The sequence below is a fragment of the Nocardia sp. CA-084685 genome (assembly GCF_050955785.1).
Lineage (GTDB): Bacteria > Actinomycetota > Actinomycetes > Mycobacteriales > Mycobacteriaceae > Nocardia.
Genome location: NZ_CP192094.1, coordinates 2,017,920 through 2,039,890 on the forward strand (window position 1 = coordinate 2,017,920; position 21,971 = coordinate 2,039,890).

At 64.6% G+C, this 21,971-nt stretch carries 20 protein-coding genes and 1 pseudogene; 11 read left to right on the forward strand and 10 right to left on the reverse strand.

The features are described from left to right. Positions 1-24: 24 nt before the first annotated feature. Positions 25-1,248, reverse strand: a complete 1,224-nt coding sequence (locus ACQP2U_RS08870; RefSeq protein ID WP_433714220.1) for an RtcB family protein — start codon at positions 1,246-1,248, stop codon at positions 25-27. Between the two features lie 244 nt (positions 1,249-1,492). Between ACQP2U_RS08870 and ACQP2U_RS08875 the strand changes: the two genes are divergently transcribed. After that, entirely contained in the window at positions 1,493-2,728 is a 1,236-nt protein-coding gene (locus ACQP2U_RS08875; protein ID WP_433714221.1) for an IS110 family transposase, read from the forward strand. A 177-nt stretch (positions 2,729-2,905) separates the two neighbouring features. After that, a complete protein-coding gene (locus ACQP2U_RS08880) occupies positions 2,906-3,640 on the forward strand; it encodes a DsbA family protein (RefSeq protein ID WP_433714222.1) in 735 nt (244 codons plus the stop codon). On the opposite strand, the gene ACQP2U_RS08885 is transcribed toward ACQP2U_RS08880, so the two are convergent. Then, positions 3,637-4,692, reverse strand: coding sequence for an amidohydrolase family protein (locus tag ACQP2U_RS08885; protein ID WP_433714223.1), 1,056 nt, complete (start codon positions 4,690-4,692; stop codon positions 3,637-3,639). The two genes, ACQP2U_RS08880 and ACQP2U_RS08885, sit on opposite strands and share 4 nt — an antisense overlap. Position 4,693: 1 nt before the next feature. Next, positions 4,694-6,067, reverse strand: coding sequence for a glutamine synthetase (locus ACQP2U_RS08890; protein WP_433714224.1), 1,374 nt, complete (start codon positions 6,065-6,067; stop codon positions 4,694-4,696). 245 nt (positions 6,068-6,312) lie between these two features. Between ACQP2U_RS08890 and ACQP2U_RS08895 the strand changes: the two genes are divergently transcribed. Continuing rightward, positions 6,313-9,753, forward strand: coding sequence for a protein kinase domain-containing protein (locus tag ACQP2U_RS08895; protein ID WP_433714225.1), 3,441 nt, complete (start codon positions 6,313-6,315; stop codon positions 9,751-9,753). Between the two features lie 128 nt (positions 9,754-9,881). Here the strand turns inward: ACQP2U_RS08895 and ACQP2U_RS08900 are convergent, their stop codons facing one another. After that, positions 9,882-10,469 (reverse strand): helix-turn-helix transcriptional regulator, encoded by a 588-nt coding sequence (locus ACQP2U_RS08900; protein WP_433714226.1) that lies wholly within the window; start codon positions 10,467-10,469, stop codon positions 9,882-9,884. Between the two features lie 620 nt (positions 10,470-11,089). Beyond that, complete coding sequence (locus ACQP2U_RS08905; protein ID WP_433714227.1) at positions 11,090-12,298, reverse strand: cytochrome P450 family protein; 1,209 nt, start codon at positions 12,296-12,298, stop codon at positions 11,090-11,092. Between the two features lie 325 nt (positions 12,299-12,623). Here ACQP2U_RS08905 and ACQP2U_RS08910 point away from each other — a divergent pair, with 325 nt between their 5' ends. Next, positions 12,624-13,010, forward strand: a complete 387-nt coding sequence (locus tag ACQP2U_RS08910) for a peptide deformylase (RefSeq protein ID WP_433714228.1) — start codon at positions 12,624-12,626, stop codon at positions 13,008-13,010. Between the two features lie 95 nt (positions 13,011-13,105). Here ACQP2U_RS08910 and ACQP2U_RS08915 read toward each other — a convergent pair whose 3' ends face one another. The 3 genes from ACQP2U_RS08915 to ACQP2U_RS08925 are packed head-to-tail and all read right to left on the reverse strand — an operon-like array spanning position 13,106 to position 14,613. Then, positions 13,106-13,321, reverse strand: a complete 216-nt coding sequence (locus ACQP2U_RS08915; protein ID WP_433714229.1) for a DUF397 domain-containing protein — start codon at positions 13,319-13,321, stop codon at positions 13,106-13,108. Continuing rightward, positions 13,308-13,514, reverse strand: a complete 207-nt coding sequence (locus ACQP2U_RS08920) for a DUF397 domain-containing protein (RefSeq protein ID WP_433714230.1) — start codon at positions 13,512-13,514, stop codon at positions 13,308-13,310. The genes ACQP2U_RS08915 and ACQP2U_RS08920 overlap by 14 nt, the downstream gene beginning before the upstream one ends. Then, on the reverse strand, positions 13,504-14,613 hold the full coding sequence (locus tag ACQP2U_RS08925) for a helix-turn-helix domain-containing protein (RefSeq protein WP_433714231.1): 1,110 nt from the start codon (positions 14,611-14,613) through the stop codon (positions 13,504-13,506). Before ACQP2U_RS08925 ends, ACQP2U_RS08920 begins: the two co-directional genes overlap by 11 nt. 29 nt (positions 14,614-14,642) lie before the next feature. Here ACQP2U_RS08925 and ACQP2U_RS08930 point away from each other — a divergent pair, with 29 nt between their 5' ends. Genes ACQP2U_RS08930 through ACQP2U_RS08940 form a run of 3 tightly spaced genes read left to right on the forward strand, consistent with a single transcriptional unit; the run spans position 14,643 to position 15,605 of the window. After that, a complete protein-coding gene (locus ACQP2U_RS08930; RefSeq protein WP_433714232.1) occupies positions 14,643-15,011 on the forward strand; it encodes a hypothetical protein in 369 nt (122 codons plus the stop codon). Further along, positions 15,011-15,340 (forward strand): hypothetical protein, encoded by a 330-nt coding sequence (locus ACQP2U_RS08935; protein ID WP_397033382.1) that lies wholly within the window; start codon positions 15,011-15,013, stop codon positions 15,338-15,340. The genes ACQP2U_RS08930 and ACQP2U_RS08935 overlap by 1 nt, the downstream gene beginning before the upstream one ends. A gap of 10 nt (positions 15,341-15,350) precedes the next feature. Continuing rightward, entirely contained in the window at positions 15,351-15,605 is a 255-nt protein-coding gene (locus tag ACQP2U_RS08940) for a hypothetical protein (RefSeq protein ID WP_433714233.1), read from the forward strand. Between the two features lie 98 nt (positions 15,606-15,703). Here ACQP2U_RS08940 and ACQP2U_RS08945 read toward each other — a convergent pair whose 3' ends face one another. Further along, complete coding sequence (locus tag ACQP2U_RS08945; RefSeq protein WP_433714234.1) at positions 15,704-16,159, reverse strand: PQQ-binding-like beta-propeller repeat protein; 456 nt, start codon at positions 16,157-16,159, stop codon at positions 15,704-15,706. Further along, positions 16,158-16,304, reverse strand: a pseudogene (locus tag ACQP2U_RS08950) (hypothetical protein); the annotation flags it as partial. The pseudogene ACQP2U_RS08950 and the gene ACQP2U_RS08945, both read right to left, overlap by 2 nt. Before the next feature lie 71 nt (positions 16,305-16,375). On the opposite strand from ACQP2U_RS08950, the gene ACQP2U_RS08955 reads away from it, so the two are divergent. From ACQP2U_RS08955 to ACQP2U_RS08970, 4 genes are all read left to right on the forward strand, one after another. Continuing rightward, on the forward strand, positions 16,376-17,641 hold the full coding sequence (locus tag ACQP2U_RS08955) for a glutamate-5-semialdehyde dehydrogenase (RefSeq protein ID WP_433714235.1): 1,266 nt from the start codon (positions 16,376-16,378) through the stop codon (positions 17,639-17,641). A gap of 69 nt (positions 17,642-17,710) precedes the next feature. Next, positions 17,711-18,607: an AAA family ATPase gene (locus ACQP2U_RS08960; protein WP_433714236.1), complete on the forward strand. Its 897-nt coding sequence runs from the start codon at positions 17,711-17,713 to the stop codon at positions 18,605-18,607. A gap of 3 nt (positions 18,608-18,610) precedes the next feature. Further along, on the forward strand, positions 18,611-20,026 hold the full coding sequence (locus ACQP2U_RS08965) for a vWA domain-containing protein (RefSeq protein ID WP_433714237.1): 1,416 nt from the start codon (positions 18,611-18,613) through the stop codon (positions 20,024-20,026). A gap of 91 nt (positions 20,027-20,117) precedes the next feature. Next, positions 20,118-21,971: an HSP90 family protein gene (locus ACQP2U_RS08970; protein ID WP_433714238.1), complete on the forward strand. Its 1,854-nt coding sequence runs from the start codon at positions 20,118-20,120 to the stop codon at positions 21,969-21,971.

The window sequence follows — 21,971 nt, forward strand, 5'->3', positions numbered from 1 at the left end:
TGCTCACCGCAATTCGGCCGCGTCTCACCCTTTCACACACAGCACCTGACGCAAGGTCGCGACGATATCCACCAGATCACTCTGCGCGGCGATGACCTCGTCGATGTCCTTGTACGCGGCCGGGATCTCGTCGACCACACCCGCATCCTTGCGCGATTCCACGCCCTCGGTCTGCGCGATCAGATCCGCGACGGTGAACTGCCGCTTCGCCGCATTCCGGCTCATCCGCCGACCGGCACCGTGCGATGCGGACTGGAACGAGGCCGGATTTCCCTTGCCGCGCACCACATATGAGCGCGTGCCCATCGAACCCGGAATCAACGCCAGATCACCTGCGCCCGCCCGCACCGCGCCCTTACGGGTCACCAGCATCGGTACGCCGTCGATCTCCTCCTCTGCCACATAGTTGTGGTGGCAAGAGATCGGCTCGTCGAAACGCACCTCGCGTCCGGCGAATTCCGCGCGCACGGCACCGCATACCAGCGACAGCATGACCGCGCGGTTGCGTGCGGCGTATTCCTGCGCCCAGGTCAGATCATGCCGGTAGGCTTCCATTTCCGGTGTCCCGGAAAGAAATACGGCCAGATCGCGATCGGGCAGGTCCTTGTTGTGCGGCAGTGCGCGCCCGACGGTTATATGCCGTTCGGCGAGTTCCTTGCCGATATTGCGGCTACCGGAGTGCAGGAGGATCCACACCGAGTCGTGCTCGTCCAGGCAGACCTCGATGAAATGGTTGCCGGAGCCCAGTGAGCCGATCTGCTTGTGCGCCTTGGACTCGAGCGCCTGCACGCCCGGATTCAGTGAGCCGAACTCGGACCAGAAACGCCCCCAGCCGCTGACATGCTTGGCCAGTTCGCCATGTGAGGCGGCGAACTGCGCGCCCAGCTTCGCGACATCGACCGCATCCTTATGCGCCTGGAAGCCCACCGGCACCGCAGCCTCGATGCGTGAGCGCAGCGAATGCAGATTGTCCGGCAGGTCGGCGGCGGTGAGATCGGTCTTGACGCTCTCCATGCCGCAGCCGATATCCACCCCGACGGCCGCGGGCGCGACCGCATCGCGCATAGCGATCACCGAGCCGACCGTCGCGCCCTTGCCGAGGTGCACGTCGGGCATGACACGGACGCCGTGGACCCATGGCAGTTGCGCGATATTCCGCAGCTGCCGCAGGGCGGCCTGCTCGATTTCGTGCTCGTTGGCCCACATGAGCGTCTGCGCCCTGGTGCCGCGCAGCTCGACGGGAAACATGGGAAGCGTCCTAATCAGTTCGGGGAGTGAGCCATCCGGCAAACTCCTTGGTGGTAGCCGACCGGTAGGTGAGCACTCGTGCGTCCTGGACGTTGAGTCCTGAAGAAAGACTGTGCCCCTGCCGGTAGGTCGGGAGAGTTGATCGCTGCTGGGATGTCGTGCCCGTTCGTGGTGATGTGAGCACTGCTTGATTAGGTCGCTGATGGTTCTCTCGCTGGCTGCTCGACGGTGATCGGCATCGAGAATGGGAGGACCATTGCGACTGTTCGTAGGAGACGACTGGGCTCAGGATCATCACGATGTGGAGGTGATGGATGGCTCCGGTCGCCGTCTGGCCAAGGCGCGCCTTCCTGCGGGGGTGGCCGGGATGGGCAGGTTGCACGCGATCATCGGGGATCTGGTCGGCGACGACGTCGATGAGGCCGAAGTGCTGATCGGCATCGAGACCGACCGGGGTCCCTGGGTTGGGGCGCTGGTCGCCGCGGGATACACGGTGCTGGCGGTGAATCCGTTGCAGGCGGCCCGATTCCGTGACCGATTGGGGGTCTCCGGCGCCAAGAGCGACGCCGGCGACGCGCACGTGCTGGCGGATATGGTCCGCACCCACTCGCATGAACTGCGGTCTGTCGCTGGGGATTCCGCGCGTGCGGAGGCGGTGAAGGTGGTGGCCCGCATCCATAAGACGATGATCTGGGAACGCACTCGCCACACCCAGCGGCTGCGGCACGCGCTGGGTGACTATTTCCCCGCGGCGCTGGCCGCCTTCGACGACCTCGACGCCGCTGACACCCTTGAGCTGCTCGCCAAGGCACCCACCCCGACCCAGGCAGCCCGGCTGACGATCGCCCAGATCAGCACCGCGTTGAAGCGGGCGCGCCGCCGCAACGTCGCGGACAAAGCCGCCGCGATCCAGACCGCGTTGCGCTCCGACCAGCTCGGCCAACCCGAGGTCGTCACCGATGCCTACGCTGCCTCGGTGCAGGCGCTGCTGGCGGTTCTGACCGTCCTCAACACCCAGATCAAGACTCTGCAAGGGCAGGTCGAGGCCCATTTTTCCAAGCACCCGGCCGCTGAGATCATCTTGTCCCAACCAGGTTTGGGGCCGGTCCTCGGTGCCCGGGTGCTCGCAGAGTTCGGTGATGACCCCGACCGCTACGCCAGCGCCAAGGCCCGCAAGAACTACGCGGGCACCTCCCCGATCACCCGGGCGTCGGGCAAGAAGAAAGTCGCTCTGGCCCGGTTCGTGCACAACGACCGGCTCATCGACGCCCTCACAACACAGGCATTCTCCGCGTTGTTGTGGTCCCCGGGTGCCCGCGCCTACTACGACCGGCAGCGAGCCCGCGGCGTCGGCCACAACCCCGCCCTGCGCCAGCTCGCCAACCGACTCGTCGGCATCCTGCACGGCTGCCTCAAAACCGGCACCCACTACAACGAGGCCACCGCCTGGCCTCACCTGGGCGAGAAGGCTACTGCTTGACATTCAAGCCTCCTGGGATGTCTTTCTGGTTTCGGGCTCTTCCCCATCAACGCTAGATTCCCGCAGGTCCATGCGCACTTCATTATCGGTGGGCCATTACCGGACGAGGACGCCGTGCTCCACAACCGCTATCGTGCGGGGCGGAAAGTTCGGCGAGTGAAAGCGTGGTGAAGCACGGTGAGCATCCCTCAGGGTGGATGGTCGGGTCCACCCCCGGCGTCGCGGTCCGGCAACCGCACTGTCGTCATTCTGGTGGTGGTCGCCGCATTGCTGTTCGTCGTCGTTGGCGTGGTCGGCGTGGTTGCGGTGCAGAAGAGCGGCGTCATTGCCGGTGTTGCGACAGCCGCCACCTCCGGGAGTACCCCGGCGGGCGTGACCGCCGCCGGCACCGTGCGCGTCGGCGATTCGAATGCGAAGGTCGTCGTTCGCGTGGTCGCGGACCTGCAGTGCCCCGCATGTAAACAATTCGAGAAACGCAACGCCAAGACCCTCGAAGACGCCACCGAGAACGGAACGGCGATCGTCGAATACGACGTCATCGCATTCTTGGACCGGGCGTCGAGCACCAAGTACTCCTCGCGCGCCGCGAACGCATCGTTTTGTGTTGCCGGACAAGACCGTTCGAAGTATCAGGGCTGGTTCGCCGCGATGTTCGAACAGCAGCCCGCCGAGGGCGGCAGTGGCCTGCCCGACAGCAAACTCGTCGAGATCGCCAAGAACGCCGGCTACACCGACCCGTCGGTCGCTCAGTGCATTGCCGATCGCAAATACGACAGCTATGTCCGTGACAAGACCGAGCGGGTTCTCAACGGCGATGTCAATGCCACCCCGACCGTCTTCGTCAACGATAAGAAGCTCGATTCCAGCCAGCTGTCCAACGGACTCGAGGCCGCCATCGCCGCCGCGCGCTAGGGGTAGGTGCGCGCGGCGTTGCCGTGGGCGATCGCTATGACCAGCCCTTCGGCATCAGCGAGGGTGATGGCGTCGTCAGCGATCCATTCGTCCAGCAGGCGGCCGAGGCCGCGCCGCCACAGCAATGCTCCCAGGTAGTGCAACTCGGGGAGTCCGTAGCCATCGGAGGAGTAGAGCATCGACCGGAACGGTGCGAGTTCGAGCGCTTCGCCGAGTACCGCCGCGCCGCGTTGTCCCACGTAGGGAATTGTCAGGCCGAGGTCGAGGTGCACATGGTCGAAGGCGTGCGCGAGGTAGGCGGCGTTGCGGTGGAACGGCCAGCAGTGCAGCAGCATGACCGATAGTCCGGAGCCCGCGGTGGCGTGCAGGAAGTCGGTGAGCAGCAGCGGATCGGCGTGCTGGAGACGCAGATCGGTATCGCCGAATCCGGTGTGGAACTGCAGCGGGAGGCCGAGCTCCGCGCCGATGCGCGCGCCGAGTCCGACCAGCCAGCCGAGCGTCGCCGGATCGGTGAGGCGGAGTTCGTGGATGACCGTCGATGGCAGGGTATCGGTGACGGGAAAGTTCAGTCCATAACGGTAGGCCACGATTGTCTTGAAGCCCACGGCATTTCGGGCCCGACTGCGCAATGTGGTTTCGATATCCTCGAAAGGCATTGTCACGGTGCTGACTTCGGTGATCACCTGTTCGGCTATCTGTTCGATCCGGATGATCTCGCGCACCTTACCAGGGGCGAGGGCGGCGAATTCCGCTCGGCCACCACCGAATCCGGTATCGAGAAACCATCGGGTGGTGCCGGAGGCGCGCAGCAGTCGGGTGGTCGCTGCCCGCCAACCGAGCTCGGCCCTGCGGGACAGGTAACGCTCCGGATCGACATGCGGCTCGAGGTCGAGAACCGGTGCGCACCAACGCCTTACCGCAAGACCGATCGCCGAATCGAAGGTACCGTGCTGCCCTTCACCGAGCAGTCGCTCGAAGCCGGGTCGGTCCAGATCCGCGGCGACGACGCCGTGACAATGGTGATCGGTTAGCGCGACACCATCGGTGAGCACGCTAGAACCGCCATCGGGTCATCTCGATCACCTTGGCCGGGCTGATATCCCGATAGCGTTCGGCCTCGGCACGGCGGACGGTGAGCAGCGCATCGTGCAATTCGACGCCGAGCGCCTCGCTGAGCACCTTGGAGTCCGCCAGTGCGTCGGCGGCCTCCATCGAACTGGTCGGCAACCGCCGCACACCCGAGAGCATGAGTTGTTCGGCATCGAATCCCATGGGGTCGCCGGTGATTTCGGCTGGCAACCGTAGTTCATCGGCGATACCGGCCAGCCCGGCGGCAATGACCGTACCGACGATCAGATATGGATTACCGGTCGCGTCGAAACACTTGACCTCGGCATTGGCCGCCCAGTCCTCGGTGCCACGCACGCCGGTGATGAAGCGCAGTGCCGCCTCTCGCGTCTCGCGACCCCAGCACTGCCAGACCCCGGCCCATCGCGATGGTTGCAGACGCAGGAAACTCGCCGGATTGCCCGCGCCGACCGCGACCAGTGCGGGCAACTCCCGCAGCACACCAGCCAGGAAGGCCTCCCCTGCGCGGCGCATGCCATAGGGGCCCTCGCCCTGGGCCAACAGCGGTCCTTCATCATCGTGCAGCGAAAAATGCAGGTGCGCACCGGAACCCGCACCACCCGGCTCGATACACGGCGCGAGCAGCGCGCGCCAACCGTACTGCGCGCTCACCTGCCGAATGGTGTGCCGGACCAGGATCGCGTCATCGGCGGCCGCGACCGGTTCATTGGGTGCGACCGACAATTCCAGCTGCGACAGTCCGTATTCGGGATGGAACTGATCGACGGCGACCTCCTGGCGCTCCAACGCCGCGATGAGCTCGCTTGCGTATTCGCCCACCTGGCTCAACCGGATCATGCTGTACGCGGGCCCGTATATCACTGGGACGAAATCGTTTTCGATATCTCCGCGCCCGACCGACCACTCCGTCTCGAATGCCATCGAAAGCCGTAGCCCGGCATTCTCCGCCGCCTGCGCCTGCCGAGTCGCGAACGCGCGCTGACATCCGACGAAGCGAGTGCCGTCCTGGCTGAACTTATCGGCGGGCGCCCACGCCCACCCCGGCTGACAGGCGAGTTCGGTCAATCGCGACAGATCGGGAATCAGCCGCAGATCACCATCGGGCCCGCCGAGATACCGCCCGACAGACATCAGATCATCGAAGGTGAATGTCTCGAAACAGGGCGATACCCCGATCCCGAACCTGGCGGCCTGCGCCAACCGTCCCTTCGGTACCGTCTTCACCCTCGTTATCCCGGCATTATCGACAAAGGTCAGAGCAACCATATGGGCCTCGAGGTGCCCGATCAACGCATCATGGGCACCCTCGGCCGGTATCCGATCCGGCATGGTGGGCATGAGTCCCAAGATAATCCGCCCTCGCCCGCTTCGGGACGGAGTCGGGCTACCTCGTCGCGCCGCGGCCAGTTCGTTGGTCGCCACACCGCTGCCGTCGTCGCGGCTTATGATCGACCTGTCGGGACCAGCTGGTTTTCCCCTCGAGAGGTAAGTACATGACTCGCTCGCGGTGCGGTCGGAGTGGCAGGCCGTCGCAAACGCGTGAATTTCCGGGAAGTCTGCGCCTGTGATCGGGTGAGCGGTCGGTGTCCGAGGGCAATGCCGAGGGGACGCAACGCGACCTGACTTTCGGTATCGCAGCGGAACTGGCTGCGGCCGGGTTCGCCGACGCCCAAGAGATCGGCCGAGGCACATTCGGCATCGTGTACCGGTGCACCGAGTCCGCGATCGAGCGGGAGGTGGCGGTCAAGGTTCTCGGCTCCACGGTCGACGATGAGGACCGGACCCGCTTCCTGCGCGAACAGCGTGCGCTGGGGAAGTTCTCGAATCACCCGAACATCGTCCAGGTGCTGACGACCGATGTCACCGCGACCGGACGGCCGTTCATCGTGATGCCCCTGCACCCCAGGGGCTCGCTGGCCACCCGGATTCGCGCGGACGGGCCCTTGCCGTGGCAGGAGGTATTGGGTGTGGGCGTGAAGCTGGCGGGCGCACTGGCGACCGCTCACGCCTCCGGCGTCATTCATCGCGATGTCAATCCCGGCAACGTGCTGATCAGCGACTACGGTGAACCGCAGTTGGCGGACTTCGGTATTGCGCGGGTAGGCGGCGCGTTCGAGACGGCGCCAGGCATGGTCGCGGGTACTCCGGCCTACACGGCTCCGGAGGTGATCCGCGGCGAACCTCCGACGGTTCTCTCCGATATCTACGGGCTCGGCGCGACGCTGTTCACCGGTCTCACCGGCCACGCCGCGTTCGAGCGCCAAGCAGGGGAGTCGATGGTGGCGCAGTTCGTGCGCATCACCTCAGAACCCGTCCCGGACCTGCGATCCGCCGGTGTACCGGCAATGGTGTGCGCCGCCCTGGAAGCCGCGATGGCCACCGATCCGGCCGACCGCCCGGCATCGGCCAGGGACTTCGGTGAGCGGTTGCGTACCGCGCAGTTCTCCTGCGGGCTGCCGGTGGACACGATGGCCGCCCCGGCGCACGACGGATTCGGCGCAACGGGATCGGTCGCGGGCGTTCGGCCGCTCTCGCAGACCACCTCGAGCGCCGTATTGCCGCTGGAATCGGCCCCGAAGACCCGGTTCCGCCCACCGACGACGCTGCGTCGGCTGATCGACCGACCGCGGTTGCTGGAGACCTTACGGGAGGGGCAATCCAGGCGACTGGTCCTCATTCATGGCCCGGCCGGTTTCGGCAAGAGCAGCCTGGCCGCACAGTGGGCGCACGCCCTCGACGCGGAAGGCGTCCGGGTGGCCTGGTTGGTGATCGCGGAGGACGACAACAATGTCGTGTGGTTCCTGAGCCACTTGGTGGAGGCGATTCGGCAGGTTCGTCCCACGCTGGCCAGCGAACTGACCCAGATTCTCGAGGAGGGTTCCGCCGGCGCGGCGCAGCAGGTGATGGCGGCCCTGATCAACGAGATCCACGACAGCGCGGAGCCCGTTGCCGTCGTGATCGACGATTGGCACCAAGTGACCAGTCCGGCGACCCTGGCTGCGATGGAGTTCCTGCTCGACAACGGCTCCGACCATCTGCGATTGATCGTGACCAGTCGCACTCGCACCGGTCTTCCGTTGGGGCGCATGAGCGTTCAGGACGAGCTGGTGGAAATAGACCAGAGCGCACTGCGTTTCGATTCCGGGGAAACTACAGACTTTCTGGTCGGCGCGAAGAAATTGCACCTTTCCGATGCCGACGTCGACCGGCTGCGCGATTCGACGGAGGGCTGGGTCGCGGCGTTACAACTCGCTTCACTATCGCTGCGCGGCAAGGAGGATCCCGGGGGCTACCTGGACCAGATCACCGGGCAGCACTACGCCATCGGCGAATACTTGATGGAAAACGTTGTCGGCGCGCTCGAACCGGCGATGCTCGATTTCGTCATTCGGACCGCGGTCACCGACACCATCTGCGGAGATCTCGCGGAGGCGCTGACCGGCGTGCTGTCCGGGCAGCAACAGCTCGAGGAGGTCCGGCGCCGAGACCTGTTCCTGCGCAGCATCGATGACGAGCTGCGGTGGTTCCGCTATCATGCGCTCTTCGCGGACTTCTTGCGCCGCCGACTGATCCGGCAGCATCCCGGCTTGCTCGAAGAGCTGCATCTGATCGCGTCGAACTGGTTCGCCGAGCACGAAATGCTCACCGAAGCCGTGGATCACGCGCTCGCGGCCGGCGCCGCCGAGCAGGCGAAAAAGTTGGTGCAAGAGCACGCCGACACGCTGATCGAAGATTCCCGCATGGCCACCTTCCTCGGGCTGGTGAAGAAACTACCCGCCGAGATCACGGTTGCCGATCCCCGGCTGCAACTGTCGGTGGCCTGGGCCAACATCTCGCTCCAGCGCCCCGCCGCCACCAGCACCGCGCTGGATCGCGTTGACGCGGCACTGGCAACCGCCACACCGGACGATCCAGGGACCGCGGACCTGCGCATCCAGGCCGATGTGACGCGAGCCGCGGAATACCTTGTGACGGATCGGTTCAAGGATTTCCCGCCTGCCGCCGAGGCTTGGCTGCAACAGCCGGTGCCACCGTTCCTCGCCAGTGTCGCGGCCACCACGGCGGAAGCGGCCGCTTTCTATCGTTTCGACTTCGCCGACGTACGCCGCTGGCACGCATGGGCCGAGCCCTACCGGACCCGCGTCAACGGCCCAGCCGGCGTAGTGTACGGCACCTGCATCGCCGGCCAAGCCACCGCCGAACAACTCGACATCGAGGGGGCCGAGGCGCTCTTCCGCTCCGCGCTCACCCGGGCCCGGAATACCGGCAGTCAATCCTACGCGACCCGGATGGCCAGCGGCCTGCTCGGCGAATTGCTCTACCAGAAAGGGCAATACGCCGAAGCCGCCGAGCTGTTGGTAACCGGTTCCGGCGTCGCGGCCGGCGCCGTGGAATTCCTGATCGCCACCTACGGGACCGGCGCCCGGCTGGTGGCAATGCGTGGTGACCTCGATGCCGCACGACGATGGTTGGACGAGGGGCAAACGGTCGCGGAGCACATCGCTCTGCCACGACTGACCGCCCGCATTGTGAACGAGCGGGTACGACTGGGTCTTCCGATCACCGACGAAGATCGGCAGAGGCTCGAGCACCTGCCCGCCTACCAACGGCAACCGAACCACCCGCTCGCGGTCACCGCCGAACTCACCCACGAGTCGGCCATTCGTCTTCTGCTCGCCCAACAGTCGCCGGGCGCCGCCGAGCGCTGCGTCGCCGCCGCCGAACAGATGCTCGCCGAAATCCGTACCCAACGTCGGCCCCGCGCGCTGCTGCAGGCTCAGTTGCTATACGGCGGTTGCCTTTCCGTCGCCGGACGCACCGATCAGGCGATTGCCTGCCTGACTCCGGCGCTTTCTCGGTGCGCCGCACTCGGTCTCGTCCGAATGGCCGTGGACAGCGCCCCCGCGATCGCACCCGTCGTGGAAACCGTCCTCGCCACCCCGGAGGCACCCGATCAGCCACCGCGGCCTTTCCTGCGACAGATCCTGAACGAGATCGAAGGAATCAGCGAGCGGACGAGGTGATCAGCCGGAGCAGCGTGTTCAGGTCGTGACGCTGGCGTTGGCTGAGTACGTCGAGTGGGAGCCCGACGCCGACGTGGTGGCGGTGAATTGCCTCAGTTTCGCTGGCCATTTGGATTATCCAGGTCCGGTTAGGCTGGATGCGGTTCCTCAATGCCTGATGCCAGTCGATCGGTGAATTCCCTCGACCGGCGTTTCTGGAAGTCTCGAGGTGTTTCGCCGTATCGGGCCTTGAATACCTGGGAGAACCAGGTCTGGGTGAAACCACAACGTGCCGCCACCTCGCCGATAGTCGTGGTCTTCCCCGGTTGGGAGAGCAGGTCACGCGCGGCGCGCAGTGCCTCGTCCTGCCGCACCTGCCGATAGGTGGTGCCGGTCTGCTGGAGGGCGAACCGCAACTGTCGAGGTGACCAGCCGAGAGCCGATGCCACCGCAGGCAGATGCAAGTCCGCGACACCGATGTGCTCTCGCACGTACTGGCGGACGGCTGCAGCGGTTTCGGTAAGGTGGCTTTGTTGCGGGCCCATATCGCCGAGCAACATCATGCACAGCAGCTCGATGATCCGATCGCAGACGGCGTTGAATTCCCAGTCCGTGAGGTTGGATTGCTCGGCATGCGTCTCTCGGATCAAGCTTTGCATGATGCGGCCCAGGCCGGATTCCATGTCGGGCGCCGTTCGCGGTAGTCCGGTGGACGACAGGCGATTATCGACATCCATACGTGGCATGCGAACTGCGTTCACCACCATGCGTGGCATGTAGTACCGAAACGGCTGGTCTGGGTTTATCAGCAGCGCGCCACCAGGCATAACACGTGTCACCGTGTCATTCGTTTCGAAGGTATGCACTCCCCCCACACCACGCTGTGGCAGAACGAACCAATAGTCGTTGCCGCCCTGCCGGGTGTGCGATGGAGTCCGCCATGCTAGACGCTCACCGCGTTGGTCGAGGCGCAGGAGGGTGTGAGCAGCCGTGTCCTGAACGGTGACACGGACCCACCAGCTGCGCGGATCACGAATCCGGGCAGTAGACCGTAGAAAGCCGTTGCTGACCGCCTCCCACTCGTCAGCGTCTTCCATAACAAGATCGGAATACATCATGATGATGCCTTGGCAGATGGGTCATTTGGAACTTTACTATTCAACATCTTTTCGGTGGCGCGTTGCCCGTCTGGCAGATTCCCGCCACTGGAGGGGACCAGCGGGGACCCGCGAACGATCTGTGTGGTTGGCGCTGGATTAGTTCGCCGCAGCCGCGGGAGTCACCCGGCGACTGCGGCGGAAACGGATGCATCGGGCCCCGACGAGCGCCGACCTCCCGCTGTGCCCGGTTTTCTGCACTAGGCGCTGGGTTCGAGCAGCACGGGAAGTTCGAGGGGCCCGAAGGTGATGAAATTCGGACTGTAGATTTGGGTGGGGTCACAAGCCAGGCGCAATCGCGGGAATCGGTTGAACAGCGTGGACAAGGCGATGTGGCTTTCCAGCCGGGCTAGATGAGCGCCGAGGCAGATATGTGGTCCTCGACCGAACGCCAGCTGGTCTCGGTGATCGCGGTCGATGTCGAAGGTACCGGCGTCCGGATAGTGCTCCGGATCCCGCCCGACGCCGCCATACCACCCCACCATGGATCCCGCGGGAATTCCTACGCCGGCGATGGTGACGTCTTGCAGCGCATACCGAGTGGGAATAACAACGGCCACCGGAGAGCGGAAGCGCAGCATCTCCTCCACGACTTCCTTCCACCGGTCTTCGGCCTGGGCTTTGGCGAGTTGCTCGGGATGGGTGCACAGCGTGACGACCGCGTTGCCGAGCAGGTGCACGGTGGTTTCGTGTCCGGCCATGAGGACCAACCACAACATGTTGACCAGTTCGTCGTCGGTCAAACCGTTCTCTATATTGGCCTCCAGCAGGGCGGAGGTGAGGTCGTCGCTGGGTGTGCGCCGTTTGCGGTCGAGGAGTTCGGCGAGGTAGCCGAGCATGCCTGCCATTGCGGCCTGAATCTCATCGCCGGTGCTCAGATGCGACATGACTGTGGACGCCCAGATCCGGAATTGTGGTTGTTCCGATGCCGGTACACCGAACAGTTCGCCGATCACCCGAACCGGCAGGGGGGTGGTGTAATTGGAGACGATATCGATCTCGGCGTTGCGGTCGGGAAGATCGTCGATGAGCTCGGTGGCCATCTGCTGGATTCTGGGCTCGAGCGCGGCGACTCTGCGGGGGGTGAACGCCTGGCTGATCGTTTTCCGCAGCCGTCGATGATCGTCGCCGTCCTTGCTGATCATGTGGTCGATATCGGTGAGTGCGCGCAAGGGCCAGTCGGCTGGAATCGTACCGTCCTGCAGCGCAGGACAGTTGCGCGGATTCTTGCTGAACACGGTGCCGTCACCGGCGAGGACTTCGCTCACCGCTTTGTGGCTCACCGCGACCCAGGCCACGACATTGCCGGGCAGTTCGATCGGAACGATTGGACCACGCCGGCCGATCCTGTCGAAGGTATCGACAATCAACTCTCCAGCGGTAGGCAGCTGAGCGACGGGCTCGGTCATGTTGTCTCCCAATGGTGCGTTCGTCACACGGACAGGGCTGACGTGTGCCTGCCCAGTGTCGACCGCAGCCGCACACCGAACGAACGGAACCAGGAATTGCTGCCTCACAATGAAATTGCGAGCGCATACGAACATACACATTCCGAAACCCTCGCTGATCGACCTGACTCCCCGAATTCGAGTCGACGCGCAGCGGAGAACCCGCCCCTGACGATCGAAGCGTTGCGCGCGCCGACTCGTGGGCAAGGGTGCTTCGTTGCCGCATTGGGCGCGCGCCAGCGCGATTGAACACGGTTCCGCGATCGGGACCCCGCATGGTCAAGCTGTGTTCATCCGGTCCAGCGTCGAGGACCGCGACATCGGCACGCGTCGTCTGCTCAATCAGCGAGCCGCCGCCATCGTGCGCACCCTCGACGGAGACACCATCACCCTGTTCAACCCGCGCATCGTCGAATCCTGTGCAGCCGAAGACGAACAGTACGGAGGAGGCCTGCGCTTCTTCGACCTGCGCGGACGCGTACCACGTGCACTATCGATCACCGTCGAGCACACCGACATCGACGGCATGACCCGGATAACCGAATTCGAACGAGGCGTCGCACGCCGGATCGCCCACGAAGTCGGCCACCTCTACCTCGACCATATGCGCCCAGGAGTCGAACCAATACCCGTCGAGAAATACCGTGCCACTGGCAAGAACTGGACCTATTGAATCACCAGCCTTCGTGTCTAGGGCTGAAACGATAAGGGCCCCAATCCGTTACGTGTGAGATTGGGGCAGTTATTCGTGGTCGATGAGAATAATCGTCAGGTGGTGGGCCGGGTGAACTCACCGTCTTTGACGCCTGCGGTGAAGGCGTCCCAATCGCTGGGCGTGAAGATCAATGCGGGGCCGGTCTGATCCTTCGAATCTCGCACGCCGATGCTGCCTCCGTCGAGCCACGCCACCTCGACGCATTGCCCGCTGCCCTCGCTGTAGCTGCTCTTGAACCAGTTCACCCCGGATAGATCAACGTTGACCACTGCTGTGTCCCTTCACTACCCGGGTGAAGGCATCCCACTCGCCGGGGGTGAAGATCAATGCTGGGCCGGTCGAATTCTTTGAGTCTCGGACGCCGACCCGGCCTTCGTCGAGCCAGGCCACCTCGACGCATTGGGCGCTGCCTTCGCTGTAGCTGCTTTTGAACCAGTTCACCCCGGATAGGTCAACGCTCACGACGCTCGTGCTCCTTCGCTACCTGCCGCAACAGGTTTCTGCTTTCCACCTCACCCAGACATGCATCCTGGATGGCCGTAGCAAGCTCACTATAGAACCGTACGTCGGCGGGCTTCTCGAGATAGACGTCCTGTGCTGCGCCGCCGTCGATGAACACCACTGGAGGCTCGACTGGTTCCCCTTTGGTGGTGCGCTCGAACTCCAGGATGATGAACGAACTGTGGGGCGTCCCCCAGGTCAATCCTGCACTGAATGGATGTATCCGCAGCGTGATGTTGGGTCGCTTGGACATCTCGGCGAGATGCTTCAATTGTGCGGCCATAATGCCAGGGGTGCCGATTACGCGGTGAAGCACCGACTCGTGCAGTATCACCTCCAACTGGATCGGGTTCGTTTTGCGCTTGATGAGAGCTTGGCGCTTCATCCGGTGCTCCACGCGCCGGTCGACGTCCTCGGGGCTGGTGAATTTGGGGAACGCGCTGATAATTGCGCGCGCGTACTCGGCCGTCTGGAGTAGGCCAGGGACGTGTTGTTCGTGGTAGGTGGTCAGTCGCCGCGCAGCCGCTTCGAGCCCGACGTACATGCTGAAGGCGGTGCTGAACAGACCGCCGTATACGTGATACCAACTCTTGGCTCGGGCCTGGGTCGCGAGATCGACTGCGGCGCGGGTGTCTTCGCGTCCAACGTCGTACACCTCGCATAGCGCCTGCACATCCTGCCTCTGGACCTTCTGAATCTGTCCGGTCTCGATGCGTTGCAGCACGGCTCGCGATAGGTCGACCAATTTCGCGGCTTCGGCGATGGTGAATCCGGTTGCTTCGCGACGCTCGCGAAGGAATCGTCCGAGCTGGCGGCGCGGCAGGGTTGACGATGGGCCATCCTCTTCGATGCTGGTCACGGGGGTCTCATGGAATCGAGTCATGTCGGATCGGAAACTGAGCCTGTTTTCATCGCGGAACCGAGTCTCGTTCTGGCGCTTTGGAGCAATCGCAATCGAGTTCTCGTTTCTGCTGGCCGCGAGCAGTTGCTGATGCTGTGCTGTGGACGGCGTTCGAGATGAGAACTGATGAGGCACGAGAACTGCTCGGCCGCCACCCACCGTAATCCATCGACCGAAGGGGCGGAGCGATGACGAACAATCAAGTGGCAGAACCGGATACCAGGCGATTCGACACGCCGAAGGCTGTCGGATTCGTGCGCGGTGACGTGTCCGGGCTCGCCGCACCCCGGCACGCGAGCGCAGTAATGCGGCACGCCCAGCTACTGGGCTATCAATACGTGTACACGATACGGCCGCCGCAGGACACCCTCGATCCGATCGGGTACGCCCTCGGCATCGCATCCGGGCTCGGTGTGGCAGCGATAGTGGTCTACGACCTGGCGCAGGTCGATGATCAACCGGCGCGGGTCTGTGAGGACTTCGATCTCGAAACAGTTTGTCCCGCAACCACATGGGCGAGGGTTGCGCACCCGACCGTTGAGACGGGAGCGGCGTGATGGGGGAGGACACGATCCTGGCACCGCCGAGTGTTTGCGGGTATGCCGATGTCGAGTTGGCGCACGAGCAGATGCGCACGCATCGCGGGTGTCGGATCGGGCGGTGTGTGTGGAAGGCGGCGGCGTATTACACGCTGGTTGACGCTGGTCGCCTTGTGCCGCAGTCGTTGACGCCGCGTGAGCGTGCTGCCGCTCGTGGGCTCGAGTTCCCACCGCTCGATAGCCAGGTGCATGTGGGCGGTGGGCCGAGGTTGCGAACCCTGCGGGAGGTGCTGGACAAACTCACCGAACTAACGCTGCCGGGCGCGGATGGCGGTGGCCACGGGTAGTCGGTCCGGGATGAGCGAGCATCGCACCGAGGTGGACGGCTGGCAGGCGATCTGGCGGATCGACCGTTGTGGCATTCGAATGATGTTGGTGCGCAATCTATCCGAATCGAAAACGCTGGTATCCATACCGAGCGTAGTCGTCGCGCCGGATCTGGTGCAGGTCCGCGAGCGGTTCCCGGAACTGTCGCGGTTGTGGGATGCGGTACGGCACGAATATTGGGTTGAATCCCTTGGCCCCGGGAGCAACGGCGCACGATCTGACTGACCGGTACCGATCATGTGGATGGCCCGCACCGGAACCATGCTGCCCGTGCGCTCGCCAACTGAATTCACCGATGAGGCTGCGGATGAATGTCGAAGACCTTATGCCGCAGCGTATCCGGTGAATTCCTGCGCGGTCACCGTGACCATGCGGCCACACATTGCCTTCACCGCCGTGCGAAAGTTGGGCCTACCACTGGGCGGTAACGGCATCGACCAAGCGCTCGAACCGTCTCCAGCGTCGATCGCGTGCACGGTGGTGCCGTCGGTCAGGATGAGGTGGCGTGCGTCGGTTACGCCGTCGAAGCGTGAATAGCGTGAGGTGTTCGCGAACGGCGTCGGCTGCTGCCACATTCGGTGTCCGTCGGTGAGATCGAGGCCCGACAGCTGTGATCCATCGAGGGATCGGACGATCACAGTCTTATCCACTACCGCTTCTATCGCGCTCTGGCGGCCGCTGTATTCGTCGATGCCGATCTGCGCATTGGTCCAGAGGACTCGTCCTGTCGTTCGGTCGTAGGCACTCTCGCCGGTGCTGTCCGTCGAACCAGCGCACAACGCCGGGATTCGCCGGATCCGGATACCACTCCGGTGTCATCAATTGCGCTGGGTGGCTCGGTCTGCGAGATCCGGACTGCACGATGAGCAGGACGAGGCCGACGCCCACTCCGACGACCACCAGTGCCACGATCAAGAGCGCCATGCGGCAAGCATTGGAGGGGCCGCCGGGCCGTGGCTGGAACCGCTCTCGCACCGGTCAGTAGGCTGTTACCCATGACGGCTGGAACCACGACCGAGCAGGATATCCGCGAGACGGTGCACGATGCCGCGCGCAAGGCTCGGGTGGCTTCGCGGGTGCTCGCACAGTTGACCACCGCGCAGAAGAACGAGGCGCTGCATGCGGCCGCCGATGCGTTGCTCGCGGCGGCCGATACCGTGCTCGCCGCCAATGCCGAGGACATCGCGACCGCGCAGGCGGCGGGGACCGAGGAGTCCCTGCTGGACCGGCTGCGGCTGACGAAGGCGCGCATCGACGGCATCGCGTCCGGGCTGCGCCAGGTGGCTGGATTGCCCGATCCGGTCGGGGTGGTCGTGCGCGGGTCGACGCTGCCGAATGGGCTGGAGATACGTCAGGTCCGGGTGCCGCTCGGCGTGGTGGGCATGGTGTACGAGGCCCGCCCGAATGTCACCGTCGACGCATTCGGCCTCACGCTCAAGTCCGGCAATGCGGCGCTGCTGCGTGGCTCCTCCTCGGCCGCGCACTCCAATGCCGCACTCGTCACTGTGCTGCGGGAAGCCCTTGTCGCACTGGACATTCCGGCGGATGCGGTGCAGCTGCTGCCCAGCCACGATCGCTCCAGCGTGACCCATCTGATCCAGGCTCGCGGCTTGGTGGACGTGGTCATCCCGCGCGGCGGGGCGGGGCTGATCAATGCGGTGGTCCGCGATGCTCAGGTGCCCACCATCGAGACCGGCACCGGCAACTGCCACGTCTACGTGCACGAAGCCGCCGATCTCGAGATGGCCGAGCAGATCCTGATCAATGCCAAGACCCGTCGCCCGAGCGTGTGCAATGCCGCCGAGACAGTGCTCATCGATGACGCGATCGCCACCACCGCGGTGCCCCGGCTGATCGAGGCGCTGGAACGCAACGGTGTCACCGTGCACGGCGACCTGCCCGGCCTGGTGCCCGCCAACGATCAGGACTGGGGCGAGGAGTACCTCACCCTCGATATCGCGCTCAAGATCGTCAAGAATCTCGACGAGGCCGTCGAGCACATCAACACCTGGGGTACCGGCCACACCGAGGCCATCGTCACCGGTGAGCTGGCCGCGGCCCGCGAATTCACCAACCGCGTCGATGCCGCCGCCGTCATGGTGAACGCGTCGACCGCCTTCACCGACGGTGAGCAGTTCGGCTTCGGCGCGGAGATCGGCATCTCCACCCAGAAGTTGCACGCCCGCGGCCCGATGGCGCTGCCGGAACTGACCTCCACCAAGTGGATCGTCTGGGGTGACGGCCAGATCCGGCCGGTCTAGATTTCGTTCGGTGTAAGAACCGCCGAGCGCCTGCTCTGGGCGCTCCCGTAGCGTGAGGGATGGGTTTCGATGGAAGGACGCTACGTGGGTACCGAAAGCGCAGTGCAGGAGCCGATCTTCACTTCGGTCGACGATGTGATCGAACGGCTGGCCACGACCGGGTACCTGGCCGATAAGGCGACGGCGACCTCGGTATTCCTGGCCGATCGGCTCGGTAAGCCGCTGTTGATCGAGGGCCCGGCCGGTGTCGGCAAGACCGAACTGGCCAGGGCGGTCGCGCAGACCGCGGATGCCGAGCTGGTGCGTCTGCAGTGCTACGAGGGCGTCGACGAGGCCCGCGCACTCTACGAGTGGAATCACGCCAAGCAGATTCTGCGGATCCAGGCCTCCAGCGAGAACGACTGGGAAGAGACCAAGGCCGACGTCTTCACCGAGGAATTCCTGCTGTCGCGCCCACTGTTGACCGCGATCCGCCGGGCCGATCCGACCGTGCTGCTCATCGATGAGACCGATAAGGCCGATGTCGAGATCGAGGGTCTGCTACTCGAGGTGCTCAGCGATTTCGCGGTCACGGTGCCGGAACTCGGCACCATTACCGCCAGCCGCAAGCCGTTCGTGGTGCTGACCTCCAATGCCACCCGCGAACTGTCCGAAGCGCTCAAGCGCCGCTGCCTCTATCTGCACCTGGACTTCCCGGATGAGGAACTCGAGCGCCGCATCCTGGCCAGTCGAGTGCCGGAGCTGTCCGCCTCGGTCGCCGCGCAGCTGGTGCGGATCGTGCACGTGCTGCGCGGCATGCAGCTGAAGAAGCTGCCGAGCGTCGCGGAGTCGATCGACTGGGGACGCACTCTGCTCGCACTGGGTCTGCAGGACCTCGACGACACCACCGTGCGCGCTACTCTCGGCGTCGTGCTCAAACATCGGGCCGACCACCAGCGCGCGCTGGCCGAGCTGAAGCTGGCCTGAGCCATGGCGGCCGGATCGCAGCCCACACTGGATGCGCCGCACGGGATTTCGGGACACCTCGTCGGTTTCGTCGATGCATTGCGGGCGCACGGCATCCCGGTCGGTCCTTCGGAGACGGTGGACGCGGGCCGTGTGGTGTCGGTATTGGATCTGCTGGATCGCGAGGTCGTGCGCGAAGGTCTGGCCTGCTCGCTACTGCGCCGCACCGCCCATCGCAGCACCTTCGACGGCCTGTTCGACCTGTGGTTCCCGGCCGCCGTCGGCGCGCGCAGCAGTACCGCGGATGATCTGGAGATTCCGCGCACGCCGTCCGGCGAGATCGACGTTCCCGCGCTGCGTGGACTGCTCGCCGCCCTGCTGGCCAAGGAGGATTCGACACAGCAGCAGGAGATGATCGCCGCGCAGCTGGTCGAACAACTCGGGCAGTACGAATCCTCGCGCGGTCCGTCCTTCTCGGCATACCGAACGTTGCGCGAGGTACAGCCGGAGACGCTGCTGGCCAGGATTCTCCAGGGTTTGGCTGTCGGACCCGATACCAGCGAATTCGATGCCGAGATCGCCCGCCGCATCGGTCGCCAGCGCATCGCCGGATTCCGCGCCATTGTGGAAGCGGAAACGCATCGGCGGGTCGCCGAGAATATCGGCAGGGAGCGCGTCGCGAGCTATGCCGTCTCCCGGCAGGTGGAGGACGTCGATTTCCTGCGCGCTTCGGAAACCGAACTCGCGGAGATGCGGCGCGGCACGCAGCGATTGGCCCGAATCCTGGCGTCCCGACTTGCCGTGCGGCGCAGGCACGCTCGTCGCGGTGAGATCGATCTGCGCAAGACGCTGCGCAAATCCATGTCGACCGGTGGCGTGCCCATCGACCTGGTCAATCGCAAACCGCGACCGGGCCGCCCCGAGCTGGTGCTGCTCTGCGATGTGTCCGGCTCGGTGGCCGGATTCAGCAACTTCACGCTCTTGCTGGTCAATTCGCTGCGCGAACAGTTTTCCCGGGTGCGGATATTCGCCTTCGTGGATCGGACCGATGAGGTGACCCGATTCTTCGATCCGCACACCCAGCTGGACCAGTCCATGGCTCGCATCTTCACCGAGGGCAAGGTGGTCGGCCTCGACGGGCACTCCGACTACGGGCACGCGCTGTCGACCTTCGTCGAGCAGTGGCCCGATGCGGTGACCTCCCGCAGTTCGCTGCTGATCCTCGGCGATGCCCGCACCAATTACCGCGATCCGGAACTGACTACGCTGCGCGAGCTGGTGCACACCGCCAAGCACGCGCATTGGCTCAATCCGGAGAAGGAAAACAACTGGGGCACAGGCGATTCCGCCGCCGACAAGTATCGCGAAGTGATCGAGATGCACGAGTGCCGCTCGGCCAAACAGTTGACCGCGGTGGTGTCGCGGCTGCTGCCGGTGTGACGCGATTGTGACCGAACTCATTATCGGTCGCCGTTAACACCATCAGCATTCGTTAAGGGAACTATTGGCGCTGCGCACCAGGATTCGCTCCATGGTGAACAACGCGCCGGTCGGGTCCGGCCGCAGCGGTAGTGGGGATTATTCGTTCCAGGTCGATCTGCGCGGAATCGTCGATCTGCTCTCGCATCACTTGTATTCCAGTCCGCGGGTCTATATTCGTGAGCTACTGCAGAACGCGGTCGACGCCGTCACCGCGCACAGGCAGCATGATGCGTTGGCGCCCACAGCTATTCGGCTGGTTGTCGACGAATCGGGGTTGCGGATAACCGATCACGGTATCGGTCTCACCGAGGCCGACGTGCACCGCTTCCTCGCCACCATCGGGCATTCGTCGAAGCGTGACGATATCGAGGGTGCGCGGCGAGAGTTCCTCGGGCAGTTCGGTATCGGGCTGCTGGCGTGTTTCACCGTGGCCGAGACGATCCGTGTGGTCACCCGTTCGGCCATCGACCCGGACGCCCCGCCCGTCGAATGGCTGGCCGCCGCCGATGGCACATACTCGCTACGTCTGCTCGATCCGGCAGTACAGCAAGAGCCCGGCACCACGGTGCATCTCACGCCGCGAGCGGGTGCGCGCGAGTGGTTCACGCCGGGGCGGGTATTGGATCTGGTTCGCGATTATGGATCGCTGCTGCCCTACGAAGTGACGGTCGAGGCGAATGGTGCCGGGCTGCGCGCCACCGATGGTCCTGCGGTATGGCGGCGCAGCTATGCATCTGCGGCGCAGCGGCGCGCGGCGCTATTCGAATACGGTGAGCGCGTCCTTGGTTTCACACCGCTGGATGTGATCGATCTCGATGCCGAATTAGCGGGTGTCAGCGGGGTCGCCTTCGTGCTGTCGCAACCGGGGAATCCCGCCGAAAGCAGTGCGCACCGGGTGTATCTCAAGGGCATGCTGCTCGGTGATGCGGTGCGCGGACTGCTGCCGGACTGGGCCTTTTTCGTACGCTGCGTCATCGACACGGATAGTCTGCGCCCGACCGCCTCGCGTGAGGGCCTCTACGAAGACGAACGCCTCGCCATCGTCCGCGACAGCCTCGGTGACCGAATCCGCGACTGGCTCACCGAAATCGCCGCCGAACAGCCCGAACGGCTGGCCGCATTCCTGTCCGTGCACACACTCGGTGTCAAGGCCATGGCGCGGCATTCGCCGGACATGTTGCGGATCATGCTGCCGCACTTGCTGTTCGAGACCACCGATGGCCGGGTTCCGTTGACCGAATTCGCACGCAACCATCCGAGCATGCGGGTGACGGCGACGGTGGAGGAGTTCCGTCAGGTCGCCGCCACTGCGGCCGCGCAGGGCATCGGTGTCGTCAACGGTGGCTATACCTACGATGCGGAACTCGTCGCGCTGCTGCCAACGACCCTGCCCGGCCTCACCGTGACCGAGCTGGACGCGGCTGCTGTCACCGCCGCCCTCGACCTGGTGGATCCGGCCGAAGAGCTGTTGTTGGCTCCGGTGCTCGCCGCAGCGCGCACCGCACTCGATCCGCTGTCCTGCGATGTGATTCTGCGTGCGTTCCACCCGGTTTCGGTGCCCGCACTGCATCTGGACAGTCGCGGCGCGCGCAATGAACGAGCACGCGTCGAGACCACCGTCGGCGCGGACGAGCTCTGGACCGAAATCCTCGGCGCGCTCGAGGCGAGCGCACCCCGTGCGCAACTGGTGTTGAACCACAACAGTCCGATTGTCCGACGATTGAGCCGGATCGACGAGCCAGCCTTCCTACGAACCGCGGTCGAATCGCTGTACGGCCAAGCGTTATTGATGACACACCGGCCACTGCGACCGGCCGATACCGCGTTGCTCAATCGCGCATTCGGCGAATTCCTCAGCTGGGCGACCCGACGCGCGGCGGGCGAGACCGCGCAGGAGGCCTGA